Here is an 18,971-nt window from a genome sequence, read left to right on the forward strand (position 1 = left end):
GCGCAGCGAATGGTGGAGGGGGTCCACCACGTCTGTTGCAGCCCCCTCCACCACGATGCTGCGCATCGCGGTCCCCCTCCCCCGGAGCCGCAGGCTCCTGGGGAGGAAATGGGTGTTACCGCTTCTCCGCCGCCAGCCGCGTCATCAGGATCGCGGCGCGTTTCGCCTGTAGCGCGATGCTGGGGATATCCAGCCACTCGCCCTCGGCATGGCTGTTGCCGCCCCAGGGGCCCATGCCGGCCAGCGTGTCGGCGTCCGCCGCGACGAAGCTGGAGTCGGCCGCGCCGCGCTTGGCGGGGTCGTATTCGGGCATTTCGGGCAGGCCCAGGCTCTTGTTCACGCCGTTCAGCTTGCCCAGCAGCGCGCGATTGCCCTGCGTCGGTGCCATCGGCGGATAGCCGGATTCAACGGTGAAGGTCGCGCTGGTCCCGGGCAGGTTCTGCGCGACGATCGCCGCCATCTTGCTGCGCGCGCGGGCATCCTGTTCGGGCGTCAGGCTGCGAATGTCGCCGCGGGCGATCGCGGTTTCGGGAACGATGTTGGTCTTGCCCGATCCAGTGATGGTCAGCTGCGCCGCGTCGATCGTCGCCGGGGTGCCGCCGCCCGCGACCGAGACATTATAGGTCAGGTTGGGCTCGACCACCTCGCGCCGCCAGCTGTCGAGGATTCGCGACAATTCGTAAATCGCGCCATAGCCCAGCTCCTTGCCGAAGATCGTGCTCGAATGGCCGGTCTTGCCCTTGACGGTCAGCAGCCAGTTGGACGAGCTGCGCCGGGCGACGGTGCCGTAATCCTTGCCGCCCTCGCGCGCGAGGCTTTCGAACTCCAGCGCGACATCGGCCCATTTGCCCGCCTCGATCAGGTCGCGGCGCGCCACCTCGACCGGGGCGCCGATCCGCTCCTCGTCGCCGGTCAGCACCACCATGATGTCGGCCTGTTTCAGCGTGCCCGCGGCCTGCATCCCGCGCAGTGCGGCGAGTATCACCGAGATGCCGCCCTTGTCGTCGACCACGCCGGGGCCGATCGCCCGGTCGCCCTCGCGCTTCCAGCTCTGGAAGGGCGAGCTCGGCTCGAACACCGTGTCGAGATGGCCGATCAGCAGCATGCGCTTGCCGCGGCCATTGCCCTTGTGCGTCGCGACCAGATGGCCCGACCGCCCGGTGGCGGCCATGTCCGACCAGCGCACCGCAAAGCCCAGCGCCTCGAACTCGGGCACCAGCAGGTCGTGCACCTTGCGAACGCCCGCCGCGTTCAGCGTCCCGCTGTTGATGACGGTCATCTTCTCCAGCAGCGCCAGCGACCGCTCCTGCTCGGCATCGATCGTCGCGGCGATCTTCGCCTCCGACTTGGTCAGCTGCGCGGCGGCGGGCGTGGCGATCATCATCGCGAGCGTGCTCAGGATCAGGGATTTCATGAGCCGCAGGCTAGGGGCGCGCGCCGCGGGAGGCAATGAGGAGGATTGCCCTGGGGGACGTTGCCGCTAAGCGTTGCGACGGGGGGAATGCGCGATGCTGGGTTTGTTCAAGCCGAAGCTGCCGGTCGATCCGGACGAGTTCGAATGGCTGATGGCGGGCTATGCCTGGCTGTTGCAGGAGTTCGACGGGATCGAGGGGTTGCGTGGGACCGCGCTGGTGCTGCCCGACGGGGATTATTTTCCCGAAAGCCGGGCAACGGGCCATGCGCGCGCGGTGGAGCTGTTCGATCAGGTGCGGGCGATCGCGGGCATGAGCGACTGGCAATGCGACCTGTATGAGGGCGCAACCGATGCCGATCCGCATATCGCGCGCGGCCATGCACTGCGCAGGCTGACCGCCGCCCAGCCTCTCGGCACCTTTGGATACGCCAATGGCCGTTATCATGTGACCTACAATCCGGCCGAGCTGGCGCGGCCGCAGTCGCTGGTCGCGACCTTCGCACACGAGCTCGCCCATTATCTGATCCACAGCGCCAGGACGCGTCCGCCCGGCGGTCCGGAACTGGAGGAGCACGCCACTGACCTGGCCGCGATCTTCATGGGGTTCGGCGTGTTCCAGGTGAACAGCGCGCGCGACTTCCAGCAGTTTCAGAGCGACGGGGAACAGGGGTGGCAGATGCGATCGAGCGGCTATCTGTCCGAATTGTCGCGCGTCACGGCGCTGGCGATGTTCGTCCGGCTGGCCGGCGCGGACGCCAGGGCCGCGGAAGCCGCGCTCAAGGACTATCTGCGCGGCCCGTTCCGCAAGGCGATCGGCGCGCTGGACCATCGCCATCCGCAGCTGGCCGATGAGATTGCGGCGGTCGATCTGACCGAGTGGCGCTGATCAGCCAGGCGTGACGCGGAAGATCTCGCCTGCCAGGTCGACGAGATAGAGATTGCCCGCGGCATCCTCGCCGAACGAGGCGATCTGGTCGATCTCGCCGGCGTCGGGCGTGAAGTCGAGGTTGCGGCGCTCATAGCTGCCCGCAGGGAACAGGCTGCCCTGGATCAGCGACGCTGCGGGCACGGTCCAGATATTGCCGCTGACGAAATCGGCGAAGACGTACAGGCCGGCCAGCGAGGTGACGGGCCCGCGATAGACATAGCCGCCGATGATCGACGCGCCCTGGGTCGGGCCGGTGCCATGGCCATATTGCGAGACCGGCGCGGTCAGTCCGCCCGGCGCGGTGCCGCGATAGGGCTGGGTCCCCTCGAGAAAGGGCCAGCCGAAGTTCAGCCCCGGCTGGTCGGGGCGGACGACGTCGATCTCTTCGATCGCGCCCTGGCCGACATCGGCGATGTAGAGCCGTCCGTCGGGGCCGAAGGAATTGCGGAACGGATTGCGCAGGCCATAGGCGAAGACATAGGGATCGCCGCCGCCGCCGGCGAAGGGATTGCCCGGCGCGGCGCGATAGCCGCCCCCCGGCGCATCGGCCAGCCGCAGGATCTTGCCCAGCCGCGAGTTCGTGTTCTGGGCGTTGTTGCCCGGATCGCCCGATCCGCCGCCATCGCCGGTCGCGACATAGAGCAGGCCGTCGGGGCCGAAGCCGATCCACCCGCCATTGTGATTGTTCGCGCCGGGGTGCGGCACGCTGAGCGCAGTCGTATAGCCCGGCCCGCCGACGACATAGTCGCGGACCTCGATCGTGCCGCCCGGCCCGGTGCAATGCACCGCGACGCGCCGGCTGGTCGCGAAGTCGGGCCGCGCCGCAAGGCCGAGCAGTCCGCGCTCGCCATCGGTCGTCAGTCCCGTGACGGTGAAGGCGACGCTCTTCGCGCCGGTGGCCGGATCCAGAGTCCAGACGCCGCCGCCCTTCTCGACCACGAACACCCTGGTGTCGCCGGGGATGGCGGCGACATAGAGCGGCTGGTTGAAGCCTGTGCCGACGCGGCGCACGGCAATGCCTTCGCGGCTGTTGGTGACGGTGATCGCCAGGTTGAGCGTGGCGCTCAGCGTCCCGTCGCTGACGCGCAGCTGAACGTTATAGACATTGTCGCCGCCGGCATCGGCGGGCGCCTCGAAATTGGGCGGTGGATTGAAGCTGAGCGCCCCCGCCGAGGTGATGGTGAAGCGCGCGGCATCTGCACCGCCGGCGATCGAATAGGTCAGGGTGTCGCCATTGGGATCGGTCGCAGTCGCCTGATAGGCGGCGCTACTGTTCTCGACGACGCTGACGGTGGCGCCGGAGGTGAAGACCGGCGCGCCATTGACCGGTGTCGGGGTGGGTGTCGGCGTCGGAGCCGGTCCCGGCGTGTTCCCGCCGCCGCCGCTGCACGCGGCGAGAAGAAGCAGGGGCAAGGCGATGCCGGCACGCATGATGTAAGCGCGTAACGCGATCGGTGGGCGGCGGTTCCCGAAAACTAATTCCTCTCCCGGAGGGAGAGGGGGACCATGCGTCGCATGGTGGAGAGGGAGTATCCCGAAACGACCAACACCATTGTGTTGAAACTCCCTCTCCACCGCTTCGCGGTTCCCCTCTCCCTCCGGGAGAGGATTATTATCTATCCGACGAAATGGGGCGCTGTTACGTCCTCAAAGTACCAGCGCCTTCTTGATATCGTCCCATGCGACCAGCTTGAAGTTCTGCGCGCGCGGGGCGTTCTGGCCGTCCTGGGCGATGAAGAGGCCGCCGGGATAGTCGGGGCCGAAATTGCCGACGCCGATATCGATGCCGTCGGTTTCCTCGGTCGCGCCGAACCTGCCCGCGGCGATGCGAAAGCGGCCGACATAGGCATCATCGCTCAGGCGGTAGACGGCATAGGCATTGTCGCCCTGGCTCGACACGATCAGATAGCCGCCATCGGCATCGCCCTCGGGCGCGATCGTCACGCCTTCGGTATCGGCCACGATCTGCGCCCCGTCCGCGGCGGCGAGCTTGACCGGGGCGGGACTTGCGGAAGCGCGCGCGTCGAAGCGCCACAGGCCAACATCCTCCTCGGCGACATAGAGCCGGTGGGTGCGTTCGTCGACGACGCAGCCCTCGGACTGGGTCGCCAGCTTCATCGTGCGGACGATGCGGCCGGCGGGCGCCGTGCCCGACAGGTCGAGTTCGACCTGGGTGATCGTGCCGTCCTTGAGGATGTTGAACGCGCTCAGCGTCCCGCCCTGGCGATACAGGCACACACCATAGGCCTCGCCGGTGCCGACCGTGACCTTGCCGAGCGGGGTGAGCGTGCGCGTGGCGGGGTCGAGGCGGAAGAGGGCGAGCTTGGGGTTCAGCTTGTCGGTCCGGTCGCTCGCGGCGACGATGATGCCGGCCGCGCCCATGTCGCGCAGGTCGACATTGTTGACCCGGCCGGCATCGAGGAAGGACTGAACCTCGCCCTTCAGATTATAGACGTACAGCCCGGCCTTCTTGTCGGTCGCGACGATCAGGCTGGCGGCGGGATCGGCTGCGTTGCGCCAGATGGCGGGATCGTCGGCGGCATCGGCATTGGCGGTCGCCACCGCCGCCGTCTCGCCGCGCGCCTGGACGCTGGCGGTCGGGGCCCGGGAAGCCGCAGGGCGCGGCTCGGTCGCGCTGCACCCTGCCATCATCGGGAGCAGGGCAGCGAGGGTGGCGGTCAGCGTCTTGGTCATCGTCATCCTCGAAAGCGCCGGGCGGATCGTGCGTACAAGGCGGGGCCTAGGAGGGATGTTTGACATTCGGGCGCGATTTGCGTGACGGTTCGGCGTCGTTTCCGTGACACTTCCGCGCACGGCCGCCGACGCCGGTCAGGCCGCCGGCGGCTCGCGCTCGGTACAATGTCCCGATCGCTCAGTTCATCCGGGTCAGCCAGATGCGCGAACTGCCATTGGGATCGTTGACGTGCATCATCATCCGCCCGTTGCGGGTGCTGTAGCTCATGATCAGGTTCGATTCCGTCATGTGGATCGCGCTCTGGTTGATCTCGTACAATTCCTCTTCCGCCGCATCGACATAGCCGCTCTTCGCGCGATAGGTGCGCATCTGGCGATCGGCGGTGAACTCGATCTGGTCGCCGCGGTGGATATCCTCGAACCCGCTGGCGCCGGTGACTTTCCAGCGCCCGACGACCGTCAGGTGTCGCAGCGACCTGGGCGGCTCGCCGCCGAAGCCCGAATAGAAGCCGGCACGCTGACGCAGGTCCGCGACCAGCTTGGTTTCTCCATCAAGGCCGTCCAGCCCGGAACTCGCCATCCGACTCGCCAGCCCGTCGACCAGCGCATAGGCTGCCTTGGGATCGGCGCGCTGATGGAAGGCGGTCGTCGCTTCCTTCAGCGACAGATATTCGTCGACCAGCAGATGCGCCTTGCGCAGCGGCACGCTGGCGATGCGGGTGGGGGTCAGATCGACCGCAACCGCATCGGTGCCGGGAGTGCCGTCAAGGCCGTTCCAGGTGACCGTCGCCGCGAGCAGCGGCGCGCCGGGGGCGAGCGGCGCCAGCGGCAGGTTGGCGCGGTCCGCACTGCGCGTCATCGTCGCGAAGATGCCGCCGCCATTGGTGCTCAGGAACACGCTGGCCACGGTCACGGTGATCGCCCCCTCGGGCGTCTCGGTCATCACGTCCGCGGGGACGCCGAACACGCCGGAGATGCGATAGCCCGCGGCCGGGGTCAGCGTGACTTTCAGGTCGTGCGCAAGTTCGCTTACCATCGTGTCGAGCTGGCGATCGAACACGGTCTTCACATCGTCGTCGCCGGCGATGAAGAACAGGTTGCCGCCGCGCACGCTGGACACGCGCGTCGCCAGCGGGCCGTCGAACTGGGTACCGACGCCGATCGTCGTCAGGCCGATGCCGCGCCGCGATGCCTCCTGCGCCATGCCCATGAAGCTTTCGGCATCGGTCGCGCCGACATTGGGTTGTTCGTCGGTGAAGAGCATCATCCGGGTATTGCCCTTGAACCCCGGCGCATCGGCAAAGGCGGTGTCGTACCCGACGCGCAGGCCCGCCTCCATATTGGTCGACCCCTCGCTGCGGATCTCGCGGATCGCGGCGGCGATCCGGTCGCGGCCTGCGGCGATGTCGGTCGGCGCCAGATAGACGTGCGAGCGGTCGCCATAGAGGATGATCGACATGCGATCGCCGTCGCGCATCTGGCCCAGGATCTGGAGCATGCTGGCGCGGACCCGGTCGAGCGGGGCGCCGTTCATCGATCCCGACTTGTCGACCACCGCGACCAGGTTCAGCGGCGCGCGGCGCCATGTGGCTGCGTCGATGTTCGATGCGAAACCGACACCGACGAACAGCCGGTCGTCGCCGCGCAGCGCCAGCGTGGCGGGCATCGCCTCGCCGGTCAGGCAGAACAGCTTGGCACACCCCTCCGCGGCGGGCAGCGTCAGGTCGTGCTCGCCCATCAGTCCTTCGACCGTCAGCGTCTCTGGCCGGGGCATGCCGACATCCTCGGCGGTGTTGCGGAACGACTTGATGTCCTGCGCGCCGCCCTGGCGGACCCCGGTGACGACGACAATCTCATCATAGCCTTCGTCCTGGTCGTCAGTCTGGGCGAGGGCAGGAGCTGCGGGGAGCAGCAACGCGGCGAGCGTGAGCGCAAAGAGGGAATGGGCCAAAGCCTTCATGACGATCCTCCCGATATGTTCTGTAACGCGAAGCTAACACGGGCAGGCGACCGGCAGAAACGAAAAAGGGGCGCCCGGACGGCAAGGTCCGGGCGCCCCCAGGCGCGATGATCTCCCCCGAAATCAGGCGCTGTAGTACATGTCGTATTCGACCGGGCTGGGGGTCATTTCCCAACGGGCCACGTCGGCGCGCTTGATCTCGATATAGGCCTCGATCTGATCCTTCGAGAACACGTCGCCCTTCAGCAGGAAGTCCATATCGGCTTCCAGGCTGTCCAGCGCCTCGCGCAGCGAGCCGCAGACGGTCGGCACGTTGGCCAGCTCTGCCGGCGGCAGGTCGTACAGGTTCTTGTCCATCGGATCGCCCGGATGGATGCGGTTCTGGATACCGTCCAGGCCGGCCATCAGCAGCGCCGCATAGCAGAGATACGGATTGGCCAGCGCGTCGGGGAAGCGGAACTCGACGCGCTTCGCCTTGCTGCCCGCACCATAGGGGATGCGGCACGATGCCGAGCGGTTGCGCGACGAATAGGCCAGCAGCACCGGTGCCTCATAGCCCGGAACCAGGCGTTTGTAGCTGTTGGTGCTGGGGTTGGTGAAGGCGTTCAGCGCCTTGGCATGCTTGATGACGCCGCCGATGAAGTACAGGCACATGTCGCTGAGGCCCGCATAGCCGTTGCCGGCGAACAGCGGATTGCCCTTGTCCCAGATCGAGATGTGGGTGTGCATGCCCGAGCCGTTATCTTCCTTGATCGGCTTCGGCATGAAGGTCGCGGTCTTGCCATAGGCATGGGCGACCTGGTGCACGACGTACTTGTAGATCTGCATGCGGTCGGCGGTCTGGACCAGCGTGCCGAAGGTCAGGCCCAGCTCGTGCTGCGCCGCGGCAACCTCATGGTGATGCTTGTCGCAGGGCAGGCCCATTTCGAGCATGGTCGAGACCATCTCGCCGCGGATGTCGACGGCGGAGTCGACCGGTGCGACCGGGAAATAGCCGCCCTTGGCGCGCGGGCGGTGGCCCATATTGCCGGCGTCATATTCGCGGCCCGAATTGCCGGGCAGCTCGATATCGTCGATCGCATAATAGCTGGTCGAATAGCTGTTCTCGAAGCGGACATCGTCGAACATGAAGAACTCGGCCTCGGGGCCGACATAGACGGTGTCGCCGATGCCCAGCGACTGGAGATAGGCCTCCGAGCGCTTCGCGGTCGAGCGCGGGTCGCGGGCATAGAGCTCACCGGTCGACGGCTCGACGATGTCGCACACCAGGATCAGCATCGGGGTGGCCGAGAAGGGGTCGGTCCACACCGCGTCCAGATCCGGCTTCAGGATCATGTCGGACTCGTTGATCGCCTTCCAGCCCTCGATCGACGAACCGTCGAACATCAGGCCGTCGGTCAGCTCGTCCTCCCCCAGGACGCTGGCGACCATGGTCAGGTGCTGCCACTTGCCCTTCGGGTCGGTGAAGCGCAGGTCGATCCACTCGATCTCCTGGTCCTTCACCATCTTCAGAATGTCGCTGGCCGAATTTGCCATTGGAAGCCCTTTCGCTCTCTTTCAGAAACCCGACGAATCGGGCAATAAAATTACCGTGCGGCGCGCTTCATCCTGTGGATGCTGCGCCGCGTCAATCGACTCAGATTGCGTTCTCGTTGCGCTCTCCGGTGCGGATGCGCAGCGCGGTCTCGACCGGAATCACGAAGATCTTGCCGTCGCCGATCCGGCCGGTCTGCGCCGCTGCAGCGACCGCCTCGACCACGCGCTCGGCCAGGCTGTCCTCGACCACGACTTCCAGCTTCACCTTGGGCAGGAAGTCCACGACATATTCGGCGCCGCGATACAGTTCGGTGTGACCCTTTTGCCGCCCGAACCCCTTGGCCTCGGTGACGGTGATGCCCGACACGCCCACCTCGTGCAGCGCCTCCTTCACCTCGTCCAGCTTGAACGGCTTGATGATCGCTTCGATCTTTTTCACGTCGTGCCCCTTATCGGAAGGCGGTCCCGCCTGCCGCGCGTGTCGCAACAAGCGTGCCAGCCGCTGGCCATAGCTTGTCCCTCAGCGCGGTGCGACGCAATGGGGGAACGCTGCCCGATAATCGGGCAAACGCTGAAGCTGTGCCCATAACTCCGGCATCTGCGCGAGCATGCAGGAACCAGTCGCCGACTTGACGTAGGTTACGGCGGTGATATTGCGAGTCACTCGCAACAATCATTGGGAGATGCGGCATGTACCGGTTCCTCGATCGCCACGTCCTGTCGCTCGAACCCGGCGAGCAGGCGCTGCTCTGGTCGGTGCGCAGCTGGACCGACGCGATGCTGATGCAGCGTTGTCCCTGCTCGGCGCTGGAGCCCGCCTTTGCGCGGTGGCGGGTCGCCGAGCTGCTGCCCGATTTCAACATGGCGATGTTCCTGCTGAACGGCGAGGGACTCGGGCGGCTGACCTTCGGCATGCCACCCTGCGCGCACGTTCATGACGACGAAGCGATGCTCCTGGCGCTTTTTCATGCCGCATCGACCGATGATTTTCACCTTCTTGAACGAATGGCATTGCAATTGGTGAAACAGGAAAGCATCGCGCCATTCATCGTTGCGGCGAGTCAGGCCGCCGAACTGCTTCGGCGCACGCCCGTGCCGAAGCGAAACTGAAGGACCTGCAGTTCAATGACGTTGCACACGCGGCCACCCGCGCTGCTACCCGAGCACAAGAGTTTCCTCACGGCGGGCGTCCGCTGGGTTCGCCACTGGAACGAGCATCTGTTCAGCTTCGCGATCGAGCGTCCGGCAAGCTTCCGCTTCCGCTCGGGCGAGTTCGTGATGATCGGCCTGCCCGACGACGAGGGCAAGCCGCTGATGCGCGCCTATTCGATCGCCAGCCCCGCCTGGTCGGACGAGCTGGAATTCCTGTCGATCAAGGTCGCGGACGGCCCGCTGACCTCTAGGCTGCAGCTGATCCGCCCCGACGACCAGCTCTATCTCGGCCGCAAGCCCACCGGAACGCTCGTGTCCGACGCGCTGCTGCCGGGCAAGAGGCTGTTCATGCTGGGCACCGGCACCGGCCTGGCGCCGTTCCTCAGCGTGGCGCGCGATCCCGAAATCTATGACCGATTCGACCAGGTGATCATGGTGCACAGCGTGCGCCGGGTCAGCGACCTGGCCTATTATGAGGAACTGACGGCGCAGCTGGCCAGCGATCCGCTGGTCCAGGAACAGGCACTGCTCCAGTTCCACTATGTGCCGACCGTCACCCGCGAACCGTTCCGCACCTCGGGCCGGATCCAGGTGCTGGCCGATGACGGCACGCTGTTCCGCACGCCGGTGGTCGGCCCGACCGAGTTCGATCCCGAGACGGATCGCATCATGCTGTGCGGATCGATGTCGATGATCCGCGACTTCGCCGAGATGCTGGAGGGCAAGGGTTTCGCCGAAGGCTCGAACGCCAATCCCGGCCACTTCGTGATCGAGCGCGCCTTCGTCGGCTGATCGCCGCGGGTGTTGTGGAGGATTGGGGGCGCGTACCGTTCAGGTGCGCGCCCTTTTTCGTGCCGGTGGTGGATTTGTGCGCGCAGAGACGCGGAGACGCAGAGATCGGGCGAGGAGGCCCGTCTTTCTCCCCTCCGTGGAAGCGAGGGGCCGGGGGTGGGTCGGTCGGGGGGCGGGGCTGAACGGCGTCAAAAGAGCCGAACCCAACCTACCCCTAACCCCTCCCTGACCAGGGAGGGGAATAGCTTAGGCCTGCATGGAAATGACTGACGTAGGGACGCCATCAGCGCACCCCTCTGCGTCTCCGCGTCCCTGCGCGAACAACCAATCGTCAGACGCGGTGAACGACGACGTCGAACCCCTCGTCCGGTGCGGGCGGCACGAAATGGCTGGTGAACAGATCGAACGTCGCATCGTCTACCGTAAACTCGTGCTGGCCCGCCGCATTACGACCGCGCAGCCGCGCCTTGCAGTCGGCGTCGGAGACATCGAGATAATGAAGCCGATGCGCCGTCCCCGCCGCTTCGAACAGGCTGCGCATCCAGAGGCGTGACGACGGCGTATTCGCCGGGAAGTCGAGGACGACCGACACGCCAGCCTGCAGCACCGCGATCAATTGTGGTGCGATCGCGTCGCGCAGCCGGGCGGAGTTGCGCAGATAATCGGCCAGCGTCTCCTGCTCGCCCGGATACAGGCGGGCGAGCCAGTGATCCTCGCTCACCAGGACCGAGCCGCGGCGGGCGCTCAGTTGCGCGGCCAGCGTCGACTTGCCCGCAGCGATCTTGCCGCACAGCAGGTGCAGCGTCGTGTCATTCGATGTCATGGGAAACCCTTCGTCACGGGCGCAGCCGCGCCCTTCATGTCATGGCAGGCGGGGCCCGGTCCGACGGATCAGACCGGGGTGCTAATTCGCCCGCAAGGCGCTGAGCCTGCCATGAGAGAGACGAAGGTCATGCGGCGATTGTGACGCAGGGCGGCGCGTGCGTCCAGTGCCTCGGACTGACGAACGCGCTCCCTGGCTACAGTGCGAATGTTGCGCGCAGAGGGTGTCGAGGGAGCGGCCGATCTGGCTCTTTTCCTCCCCTCCCTGGCCAGGGAGTGGAATAGTTTAAGCCGACATGGGAATGGCGACGGCAGGGACGCCACTCGCGCACCCTCTCTGCGCCTCCGCGTCTCTGCGCGAATAAACCTGCCCAGTCAGCCGCCCTCAATAAGGCGGCCGGTCCAACCCCTTCGGGCTCTTGGTGAAGATCTCGCAGCCATCCTCGGTAATGCCGATCGAATGCTCGAACTGCGCCGACAGCGAGCGGTCGCGGGTGACCGCCGTCCAGCCGTCGTCGAGCAGCTTCACATCGGCGCGGCCGATGTTGATCATCGGCTCGACGGTGAAGAACATGCCGGGCTTCAGCTCGGGACCGGTCTTGGGGCGGCCGACATGGACCACCTCGGGCGCGTCGTGGAACATGCGGCCGACGCCGTGGCCGCAAAAGTCACGGACCACGCCGTAGCGGTGCTTCTCGGCATGCGCCTGGATCGCGTGGCTGATGTCGCCGAGATAATTGCCCGGCTTCGCCTGCTCCAGGCCCAGCATCAGGCATTCATAGGTCACGTCGACCAGTCGGCGGGCTTTCAGCCCGACATCGCCGACCAGATACATGCGGCTGGTATCGCCGTGCCAGCCATCGACCAGCGGGGTCACGTCGATATTGGCGATATCGCCTTCCTTCAACACCCGGTCGCCCGGAATGCCGTGGCACACGACATGGTTGATCGAGATGCAGCAGCTATGGGTATAGCCGCGATAGCCCAGGGTCGCGGGCACGCCGCCGCCGTCCAGCGTCATCTGGCGGACGATGTCGTCCAGCTCGCCGGTGGTCACGCCGGGCACGACGTGCGGCACCAGCGCATCGAGAATCTCCGCGGCCAGACGGCCGGCGCGGCGCATGCCCTCGAACCCGTCGGGGCCGTGAAGCTTGATTGCGCCGGTGCGGGCCAGCGGCGTGTCGGAGGTGACGCTTACATACTCGGTCATATCGCCGATATAGTCATTTGCGCCCGGCTTTGCGAGTGAGTACGAGCGCCGATATGGACGAGAGGATCTGGACAGCCGCGCTGGTGGTGATCGGGGATGAGATCCTCTCCGGCCGCACCCAGGACCGCAACATCGCACAGCTGGCGACCTGGCTGAACGCGCAGGGCATCCGCCTGAAGGAAGTGCGGGTGGTGCCCGACGTCCAGGCGGCGATCGTCGAGGCGGTCAACACGTTGCGCGCGCGCAACGACTATCTGTTCACCACCGGCGGCATCGGCCCGACGCATGACGACATCACCGTCGATGCGATCGCCGCGGCGCTGGGCGTGCCGGTGATCGTCCATCCCGAGGCGCGGGCGGTGCTGGACTCCTATTACGAGACCCGCGGCGGCCTGACCGAGGCGCGGCTGCGCATGGCGCGCGTGCCCGAAGGCGCTGATCTGATCCCCAACCGCATGTCGGGCGCGCCGGGCATCCGCATCGGCAACCGGATCTTCATCCTGGCCGGCGTGCCGCACATCGCGGCGCAGATGCTCGACGCGCTGACCGGCCAGCTGGAAGGCGGACGCCCGCTGGTGTCGCGCACGATCGGCGGCTGGGTTGCCGAGAGCGAGATCGCCGACCTGCTGGGCAAGACCGAGCGCGCGCATGACGGCGTGTCGATCGGCAGCTACCCCTTTTTCCGCGAGGGGCGGGTGGGCGCGAACTTCGTCGTGCGCGCAACCGACCCGGCGGTGGTCGATGCGTGCGTCGCCGACCTGATGGCCGCGCTGGCGGCGGCGGGATACGAGGTCGTCGACGGCGGGATTTGATCAGGGCAGGGTGCGCTTGACCTTTCCTCCCCCCGGATGCTGCGCATCCGGGGGAGGAAAATCAGAACTTCGTGCCCGCCCGGATGCCGAAGGTGGCCGGCCGGATGTAGAAGGCATAGGGCCGCTGGGTACAGGCGCCGCAGGCCTGGAAGCGGCTGATCTGCGCGCGCTCGTCCCAGACATTGTCGAGGAACGCCTCGATCGAGAACTCGCCGAACTTGACTCCCGCGGCCAGGTCGAGCGTCGTGAAGGCGGGAAGCCGGCCCAGCGCGTCGGCGTAGCTCACCCGAATATCCGACGAGGCGCTGCTCTGATGCGCCAGCACGCTCTGGACGTGCACCCGGCTCGATCCCACCGGGAATTCGTATCGTGCGGTGATATTGCCCTTGAACCGCGGCGTGACCGGCAGGCGCGTGCCCTTCGGCGCGGAGATCGAATTGTCGGGATCGGCGCAGCTATAGGTGGGATCGTCGATCGCGCACAGATTCTGCGTCGTCTTCGCATCGGTATAGGCGCCGCCCGCGGTCAGCGTCAGGCCGTTGCGCGAATAGTTCAGGTCCGCCTCGATCCCTCGGATGCGCGCGTCGGGGCCGTTATGGATCTCGGTGAAGCTGTTCTGGCCCAGGAACGAGAACTGGAACTTCTCCCAGTCCTGCTGATAGAGCGCGCCGTTGAAGCGCAGGCCCGGCGCAAGCGTGGTCTTCCATCCCAGCTCATAATTGATCAGGAAATCCGCGGCATAAGGCGGGATGGTGCCGCGCCGGTTGATGCCGCCCGGACGATAGCCCTTCGACCAGGTGCCATAGAGCATGATCCCCTCGGTCGGCTTCCAGGTCAGGTTGAAGCGATAGAGGAAGCCGTCATCCTTGGTCGCCTTGGGCACCAGCTTGCCGTCGACGAAGGTAGCCAGATTGGTGCACGGGCTGCCCGCCACTGCCGCCGGCAACAGCGCCGCGCCGGTATCGTCGCGCACCGTCGCGCCGTCCGCGGTGAAGCAGCCGGCGACGCCGGTGCGGCTGCTGCCCGCGGCGTTATAGGGCGGGCCGTTCGGATCGCGGCCGAAGCCGAAAAAGCCGATCAGCGAATTGTCATAGCCATAATAGCGTCCGCCCACCGTCGCGGTCAGTTGCGGCGTCAGGTCGTAGCTCAGCTCGCCGAAGCCGGCATAGTCCTTGTCGACGCGGTGCTGCTGCGTCAGCCACAAAGTGCCGGGATAGCCGTTGACCGACAGCGACGGCGACAGGCCGGTAATGATGTAATCCTGATGGATCGCATTGCTCTGCCGCTGAAAGAAGCCGCCGCCCACGAACCGCAGCGGCGCGTCGGCGGGGGAGGCGAGCCGCAGCTCCTGGCTCAGCTTCTTGAAATGGTCGGTGCCATAGACGCGCTGGCGCGGGTCGATCGTCGCGCCATTGGCGTTCTGATAATAGAAATAGCCGGCCAGCCCGCCGACCGAGGCGTAAAGCGAGTCATAGGCTTCGGAATAGTCGGTATAGTCGGTCGAACTGGCGGTCTTTCGATCGAGATAGGCGCCGGCATAGGTCAGGTCCCAGTTGCCGATCCGCCCCTCGATCGTCAGCGCCGCCTGGACGAAGCGATCGTCGCGATATTCGTCGAAGAAGCGCTGCGCCTTCAGGTCGCCGACCTGGGCGTCCGATCCGAAGAACCCCTTGGCGTGCGATTCCTGATAGAGGACGGTCGGCGTGACGGTCCAATTCTCGTCCAGGTCGACCTTCAGCGCGGCGCGGCCGCCATAGCTTTCGACCGTGTTGTAATCCTTGTCGACGAACGCGTTGTTGTTCACCGTAATGCCGCCGGGGTTGGGCAGGAAGCTGCGCGTGCCCGCGACATTGTCAATGAAGCCGGCATCGCGCTGATAGAAGCCGACGACGCGCAGCGCCGCCATCGGGCTGACCGGCACATTGACCATGCCCTCCAGCCGGCCGCCGACGCCGCCCTTGGCGACCTTGTTCAGCTCGCCATCGACCCGGCCGTAAAAGCCGCTGGTATCGGGCTTGTTGGTGATGATGCGGATCGTGCCGGCCTGCGACGAGGCGCCGTAGAGCGTGCCCTGCGGCCCGGCCAGGCTCTCGATCCGGGCGATGTCATAGACATGGACGTCCAGCGTTCCGCCGATCGTCGTCACCGGCTGTTCGTCGAGATAGAAGCCGACCGAGGGGAGCGACCCCGAATGGTTGCCGTCACCGCCCGACGCGACGCCGCGCATATAGACGGTGGTGATGCCGGGCTGCAGCGTCTGGAACGCGACCGACGGCAACAGGGTGGAGAAATCCTCGAAATTGGTGACGTTCAGATTGTCCAGCCGGGTGGTGCCCAGCGCCTGGATGCTGATGGGGACGTTCTGGACATTTTCCTCGCGCTTCTGCGCGGTGACGATGATCTCGTCGTCCGCCGGCTCGGAGGGTGGCGGCGCGTCCTGCGCAAGGGCAGGTCCGGCCAGGGCAGCCGATGTGAGCAGGGCGATCAGGGTAGCGCGGCGCGTGGAATGGTGCATCGGAACGGACTCCGGATACGAGGGCTTCGCGAGTCCGGAGGCTGTTCGCACGCGTAACGATCGTCAATATTGTACGATCGTGCAGGTTCATTTCGCAGGTGCAGCGTGACAGATTTGCAACGCTGCGATTACGCGCTGAAGTCGGGTATCTGCGGATAGGCGGTCAGCACGTCGCCAAGCGCGGTTTTCAGCGGATCGAGCCAGGGCTCGAACGGCTGCCATGCCTCGGTCCCGTCGCGGAAGATCGGTTGCCGCACCTGCTCTGAACTCGCCGTCCGGACCGCGCGTTCGGTGCGGTGGAATTCGAGGCAGCTGGTCTCGAACTCGAGCCCCAGTGCGGCCAGCAGCGCACGGACCTGGGCCTCGGTATCGTCGACCATCGCCTCGTAGAAGACGCGGTGGACGAGCCCGGGGCGGACCGCATCGACATGCGCGGTCAGCCGGACATAGTCGCGATAATAGCGGCCCAGATCGTCCAGCGCATAGCTGAACGCCTGGCCGCGCGCGAAATGCTGCTTGAAGTTGGAGAAGCAGCAGCCAAGCGGATGGCGGCGCGCGTCGATCACCTTCGCATTGGGCAGGATCAGGTGGAGCAAGGGCAGGTGCGCCCAGTTGTTGGGCAGCTTGTCGATGAAGAAGGGCCGGTCGGTCTGGCGCTGGATCGCGGCGCGCTTGAGATACGCCTCGCCCATTTCGCGCAGCCGGTCGGCAGGAAGATCGGCGACACTGCCCGGATAGCCGTCGATCCGGCGAGCGATGGCGGGCAGGTCGGGCAGCTCGGTCGTGCCCTCGACCAGGCTGTGGCTCGACAGGATCTGCTCGATCAGCGTCGACCCGGCGCGCGGCATGCCCAGGATGAAGATCGGGTCCGGCGCGGCACAGCCCTGGCCGGCGCGCGCGTCCAGGAACGCGCGGGTGTAGAGCGCGATGCTGGCGTCGACGAACGCCTCGGTCTCGTCGGCGTCATAGACGATCTTCGTCTTTCGCAGCCGGTTGCCCGCCTCATAATGGGCGAAGGCGCGCGCGGGATCGCGCCGGTCTTCGAGCGCCTTGCCCAGCGCGAAGTCGAGATGGAAGCGATCCTCGTCCGACAGCTCGCCCTGCGCCAGCGCGGCCTGCATCTCGGCGATATCGGCATCGTCGAACTTCACCGTCTTCAGATTGGCGAGGCTCCACCACACTTCGCCCAGCTCGGGCGCGAGGTCGAGCGCGCGGCGATAGGCGGCGATCCCCTCCGCCTGGCGCCCGACGGTCTTGAGCATATGGCCATAGCTCATCCACACCTTGGGCTGGTTCGGCGCTGCGTCCAGCACCGCGCGGTACAGCGCGATCGCCTCGTCGAACCCGCCCAGCCGGCCCAGCGCCGCCGCCTTCAGATTGGCGTGGCCGATCGTGTCGGGATCCTCCTCCAGCACCCGGTCGAGCTCGGCGATCGCCTCGTCCGGGCGGTTCATGCGGTAGAGGACCAGCGCCAGATTGGCGCGCGCGGCAGTGAAGCCAGGGGACAGCTCGATCGCGCGGCGCAGCAGCGATTCGGCATCCTTGTAGCGGCCGATCCGCCCGGCCAGCTCGGCGAGCATGCGGATCGCGGTGACGTCGAACGGGTCCGCCTTCAGATGCGCCTTCAGCAGCGGCTCGGCATCGTGCAGCCGGTTGTCGTGCAGCGCCAGCGCGGCCTCGATCAGCCGGGGGTGATAGTGGCGCGCGGGCAGGGGCTGCGTCGTCTGCATGGTGCGTGAGTGTAACGACCGCGCTGCCACGCGCCATCCCCGCGTGACGCGCCGCGCGTTTCATGATTGAGTGGCCGCATTCGGGGGAGAAGCCGATTGACCGTGTCGAGACGCGCGCTGGGATTTTGGACCGCGCTTGCGCTGGTGGTCGGCAATCTGATCGGGTCGGGCGTCTATCTGTTGCCGGCGACGCTGGCACCGCTGGGCGCCAATGCGCTGCTCGGCTGGCTGGTGACGATCGCCGGCGCGATGTGCCTCGCCTTCGTCTTCGCCCGGCTCAGCGCGCGACTGCCGCTGGCGGGCGGGCCCTATGCCTATGTCAACGCGGCGTTCGGGCCGGTGGCCGGGTTCGCGGTCGCATGGAGCTATTGGGTGATGACCTGGGCGGGCAATGCCGCGGTCGCGATCGCGGTGGTCAGCGCGCTCGGGCTGGTCTTTCCGCCGCTGATCACCACGCCCGGCGTCGCGCCGGTCGCAGCACTCGCGCTCAGTTGGAGCCTGATCCTCGTCAACATTCGCGGCGTGGCGCTTGCCGGAAGGGTCCAGCTGGTCACCGCTCTGCTCAAGCTGGTGCCGCTGGCGGGAGTGATCCTGCTCGGCGGCTGGCTGACGCTGCGCGGCCTGGGCGGGGGGGCGGGCGCGATCGAGATCCAGCCGCTGGCACCTGCCGCAATCACCGCGGGCGGCATCGCCACCGCGGCGGCGCTGACCTTCTGGAGCTTCATCGGGCTGGAGAGCGCGACCATCCCCGCCGACAAGGTGGAGAATGCGGCACAGATCGTGCCACGGGTCACGATCCTGGGCACCGGCGCGACCGGGCTGGTCTATTTCCTGATCGCGGTCGCCATCGCCTTCCTGATGCCATGGCAGGTGACCGCCGCCTCGCCCGCGCCGCTGGCCGAATTTCTCGGCCGCGAGTTCGGCAGCGGGACGGGCAAGGTCATCGCGCTGTTCGCCGCGATCAGCGCATTCGGCGCGCTGAACGGCTTTATCCTGCTCCAGGGCGAGATGCCCTGGGCAATGGCCAAGGGCGGCGTGTTCCCCGCCTGGTTCGCGAAGGAGAGTCCGCAGGGAACGCCGGCGCGCGCGCATCTCGTCTCCGGCGTGCTGGTCACCGCGCTGATGGCGCTCAACTTCGGCGACCGCACCGGACAGCTCTTCGCCGACATCGCGACGATCAGCCTGGCCGCCGGCATGGTCGCCTATTTCGCGAGCGCGCTCGCCGCGATCCGCCTGCTGTCCGGCGACCGGGTGCTGGCACTCGCGGCGCTGGTGTCGGCCGGGTTCATCCTGTGGATGATCTGGGGCCTGGGCCTGCGCGCCGACCTGTGGGGGCTGGGGCTGATGGCGCTGGGCCTGCCGGTGTACCTGTCGGTCCGCGGCAGCCGCCGACACGCGCCCTGACG

15 protein-coding genes are annotated in these 18,971 nt (G+C 66.7%); 5 read left to right on the top strand and 10 right to left on the bottom strand.

Annotation, left to right across the window (positions count from 1 at the left end; all coding sequences use genetic code 11):
* Nucleotides 1-115: 115 nt before the first annotated feature.
* Complete coding sequence (locus ACZ1H8_RS16635) at nucleotides 116-1,414, bottom strand: M20/M25/M40 family metallo-hydrolase (protein WP_465178303.1); 1,299 nt, start codon at nucleotides 1,412-1,414, stop codon at nucleotides 116-118.
* 94 nt (nucleotides 1,415-1,508) lie between these two features.
* Here ACZ1H8_RS16635 and ACZ1H8_RS16640 point away from each other — a divergent pair, with 94 nt between their 5' ends.
* Entirely contained in the window at nucleotides 1,509-2,300 is a 792-nt protein-coding gene (locus tag ACZ1H8_RS16640) for a hypothetical protein (RefSeq protein ID WP_110152165.1), read from the top strand.
* Here ACZ1H8_RS16640 and ACZ1H8_RS16645 read toward each other — a convergent pair whose 3' ends face one another.
* The 5 genes from ACZ1H8_RS16645 to ACZ1H8_RS16665 all read right to left on the bottom strand — a co-directional run bounded on the left by ACZ1H8_RS16645 (nucleotide 2,301) and on the right by ACZ1H8_RS16665 (nucleotide 8,971).
* The gene (locus tag ACZ1H8_RS16645) at nucleotides 2,301-3,773 is read right to left on the bottom strand and encodes a PQQ-dependent sugar dehydrogenase (RefSeq protein WP_465178304.1); all 1,473 of its coding nucleotides are present in this window, start codon (nucleotides 3,771-3,773) and stop codon (nucleotides 2,301-2,303) included.
* 216 nt (nucleotides 3,774-3,989) lie between these two features.
* Nucleotides 3,990-5,036, bottom strand: coding sequence for a phytase (locus ACZ1H8_RS16650; RefSeq protein WP_465178305.1), 1,047 nt, complete (start codon nucleotides 5,034-5,036; stop codon nucleotides 3,990-3,992).
* 178 nt (nucleotides 5,037-5,214) lie between these two features.
* Complete coding sequence (locus tag ACZ1H8_RS16655; protein ID WP_465178306.1) at nucleotides 5,215-6,996, bottom strand: vWA domain-containing protein; 1,782 nt, start codon at nucleotides 6,994-6,996, stop codon at nucleotides 5,215-5,217.
* A gap of 123 nt (nucleotides 6,997-7,119) precedes the next feature.
* Nucleotides 7,120-8,532 (bottom strand): type I glutamate--ammonia ligase, encoded by a 1,413-nt coding sequence (glnA, locus tag ACZ1H8_RS16660; RefSeq protein WP_465178307.1) that lies wholly within the window; start codon nucleotides 8,530-8,532, stop codon nucleotides 7,120-7,122.
* Nucleotides 8,533-8,632: 100 nt separating this feature from the next.
* Nucleotides 8,633-8,971 (bottom strand): P-II family nitrogen regulator, encoded by a 339-nt coding sequence (locus tag ACZ1H8_RS16665; protein WP_465178308.1) that lies wholly within the window; start codon nucleotides 8,969-8,971, stop codon nucleotides 8,633-8,635.
* A gap of 251 nt (nucleotides 8,972-9,222) precedes the next feature.
* On the opposite strand from ACZ1H8_RS16665, the gene ACZ1H8_RS16670 reads away from it, so the two are divergent.
* Nucleotides 9,223-9,642 (top strand): hypothetical protein, encoded by a 420-nt coding sequence (locus tag ACZ1H8_RS16670; protein ID WP_465178309.1) that lies wholly within the window; start codon nucleotides 9,223-9,225, stop codon nucleotides 9,640-9,642.
* A 15-nt stretch (nucleotides 9,643-9,657) separates the two neighbouring features.
* Complete coding sequence (locus tag ACZ1H8_RS16675; protein ID WP_465178310.1) at nucleotides 9,658-10,476, top strand: ferredoxin--NADP reductase; 819 nt, start codon at nucleotides 9,658-9,660, stop codon at nucleotides 10,474-10,476.
* Nucleotides 10,477-10,807: 331 nt separating this feature from the next.
* Here ACZ1H8_RS16675 and ACZ1H8_RS16680 read toward each other — a convergent pair whose 3' ends face one another.
* Together ACZ1H8_RS16680 and map are read right to left on the bottom strand one after the other, a co-directional pair.
* Nucleotides 10,808-11,299 (bottom strand): P-loop nucleotide/nucleoside kinase family protein, encoded by a 492-nt coding sequence (locus ACZ1H8_RS16680; protein WP_465178311.1) that lies wholly within the window; start codon nucleotides 11,297-11,299, stop codon nucleotides 10,808-10,810.
* 384 nt (nucleotides 11,300-11,683) lie between these two features.
* Complete coding sequence (gene map, locus ACZ1H8_RS16685; RefSeq protein WP_465178312.1) at nucleotides 11,684-12,508, bottom strand: type I methionyl aminopeptidase; 825 nt, start codon at nucleotides 12,506-12,508, stop codon at nucleotides 11,684-11,686.
* A 53-nt stretch (nucleotides 12,509-12,561) separates the two neighbouring features.
* On the opposite strand from map, the gene ACZ1H8_RS16690 reads away from it, so the two are divergent.
* Nucleotides 12,562-13,320 (top strand): competence/damage-inducible protein A, encoded by a 759-nt coding sequence (locus ACZ1H8_RS16690; RefSeq protein ID WP_465178313.1) that lies wholly within the window; start codon nucleotides 12,562-12,564, stop codon nucleotides 13,318-13,320.
* A 61-nt stretch (nucleotides 13,321-13,381) separates the two neighbouring features.
* Here ACZ1H8_RS16690 and ACZ1H8_RS16695 read toward each other — a convergent pair whose 3' ends face one another.
* Together ACZ1H8_RS16695 and ACZ1H8_RS16700 are read right to left on the bottom strand one after the other, a co-directional pair.
* Nucleotides 13,382-15,835 (bottom strand): TonB-dependent receptor, encoded by a 2,454-nt coding sequence (locus ACZ1H8_RS16695; protein ID WP_465178314.1) that lies wholly within the window; start codon nucleotides 15,833-15,835, stop codon nucleotides 13,382-13,384.
* A 128-nt stretch (nucleotides 15,836-15,963) separates the two neighbouring features.
* A complete protein-coding gene (locus tag ACZ1H8_RS16700; RefSeq protein ID WP_465178315.1) occupies nucleotides 15,964-17,565 on the bottom strand; it encodes a tetratricopeptide repeat-containing sulfotransferase family protein in 1,602 nt (533 codons plus the stop codon).
* 102 nt (nucleotides 17,566-17,667) lie between these two features.
* On the opposite strand from ACZ1H8_RS16700, the gene ACZ1H8_RS16705 reads away from it, so the two are divergent.
* Complete coding sequence (locus ACZ1H8_RS16705) at nucleotides 17,668-18,969, top strand: amino acid permease (protein WP_465178316.1); 1,302 nt, start codon at nucleotides 17,668-17,670, stop codon at nucleotides 18,967-18,969.
* Nucleotides 18,970-18,971: the final 2 nt, after the last annotated feature.

Source organism: Sphingomonas sp. BL-S-25, from assembly GCF_055521555.1.

Bases quoted from the DNA above. Each gene is read 5' to 3' on its own strand.
- ACZ1H8_RS16640 (WP_110152165.1), top strand. From the start codon at position 1,509: ATGCTGGGTTTGTTCAAGCCGAAGCTGCCGGTCGATCCGGACGAGTTC.
- glnA (WP_465178307.1), bottom strand. From the start codon at position 8,532: ATGGCAAATTCGGCCAGCGACATTCTGAAGATGGTGAAGGACCAGGAG.
- ACZ1H8_RS16635 (WP_465178303.1), bottom strand. From the start codon at position 1,414: ATGAAATCCCTGATCCTGAGCACGCTCGCGATGATGATCGCCACGCCC.
- ACZ1H8_RS16680 (WP_465178311.1), bottom strand. From the start codon at position 11,299: ATGACATCGAATGACACGACGCTGCACCTGCTGTGCGGCAAGATCGCT.
- ACZ1H8_RS16650 (WP_465178305.1), bottom strand. From the start codon at position 5,036: ATGACCAAGACGCTGACCGCCACCCTCGCTGCCCTGCTCCCGATGATG.
- ACZ1H8_RS16675 (WP_465178310.1), top strand. From the start codon at position 9,658: ATGACGTTGCACACGCGGCCACCCGCGCTGCTACCCGAGCACAAGAGT.
- map (WP_465178312.1), bottom strand. From the start codon at position 12,508: ATGACCGAGTATGTAAGCGTCACCTCCGACACGCCGCTGGCCCGCACC.
- ACZ1H8_RS16690 (WP_465178313.1), top strand. From the start codon at position 12,562: ATGGACGAGAGGATCTGGACAGCCGCGCTGGTGGTGATCGGGGATGAG.
- ACZ1H8_RS16695 (WP_465178314.1), bottom strand. From the start codon at position 15,835: ATGCACCATTCCACGCGCCGCGCTACCCTGATCGCCCTGCTCACATCG.
- ACZ1H8_RS16700 (WP_465178315.1), bottom strand. From the start codon at position 17,565: ATGCAGACGACGCAGCCCCTGCCCGCGCGCCACTATCACCCCCGGCTG.
- ACZ1H8_RS16670 (WP_465178309.1), top strand. From the start codon at position 9,223: ATGTACCGGTTCCTCGATCGCCACGTCCTGTCGCTCGAACCCGGCGAG.
- ACZ1H8_RS16645 (WP_465178304.1), bottom strand. From the start codon at position 3,773: ATGCGTGCCGGCATCGCCTTGCCCCTGCTTCTTCTCGCCGCGTGCAGC.
- ACZ1H8_RS16655 (WP_465178306.1), bottom strand. From the start codon at position 6,996: ATGAAGGCTTTGGCCCATTCCCTCTTTGCGCTCACGCTCGCCGCGTTG.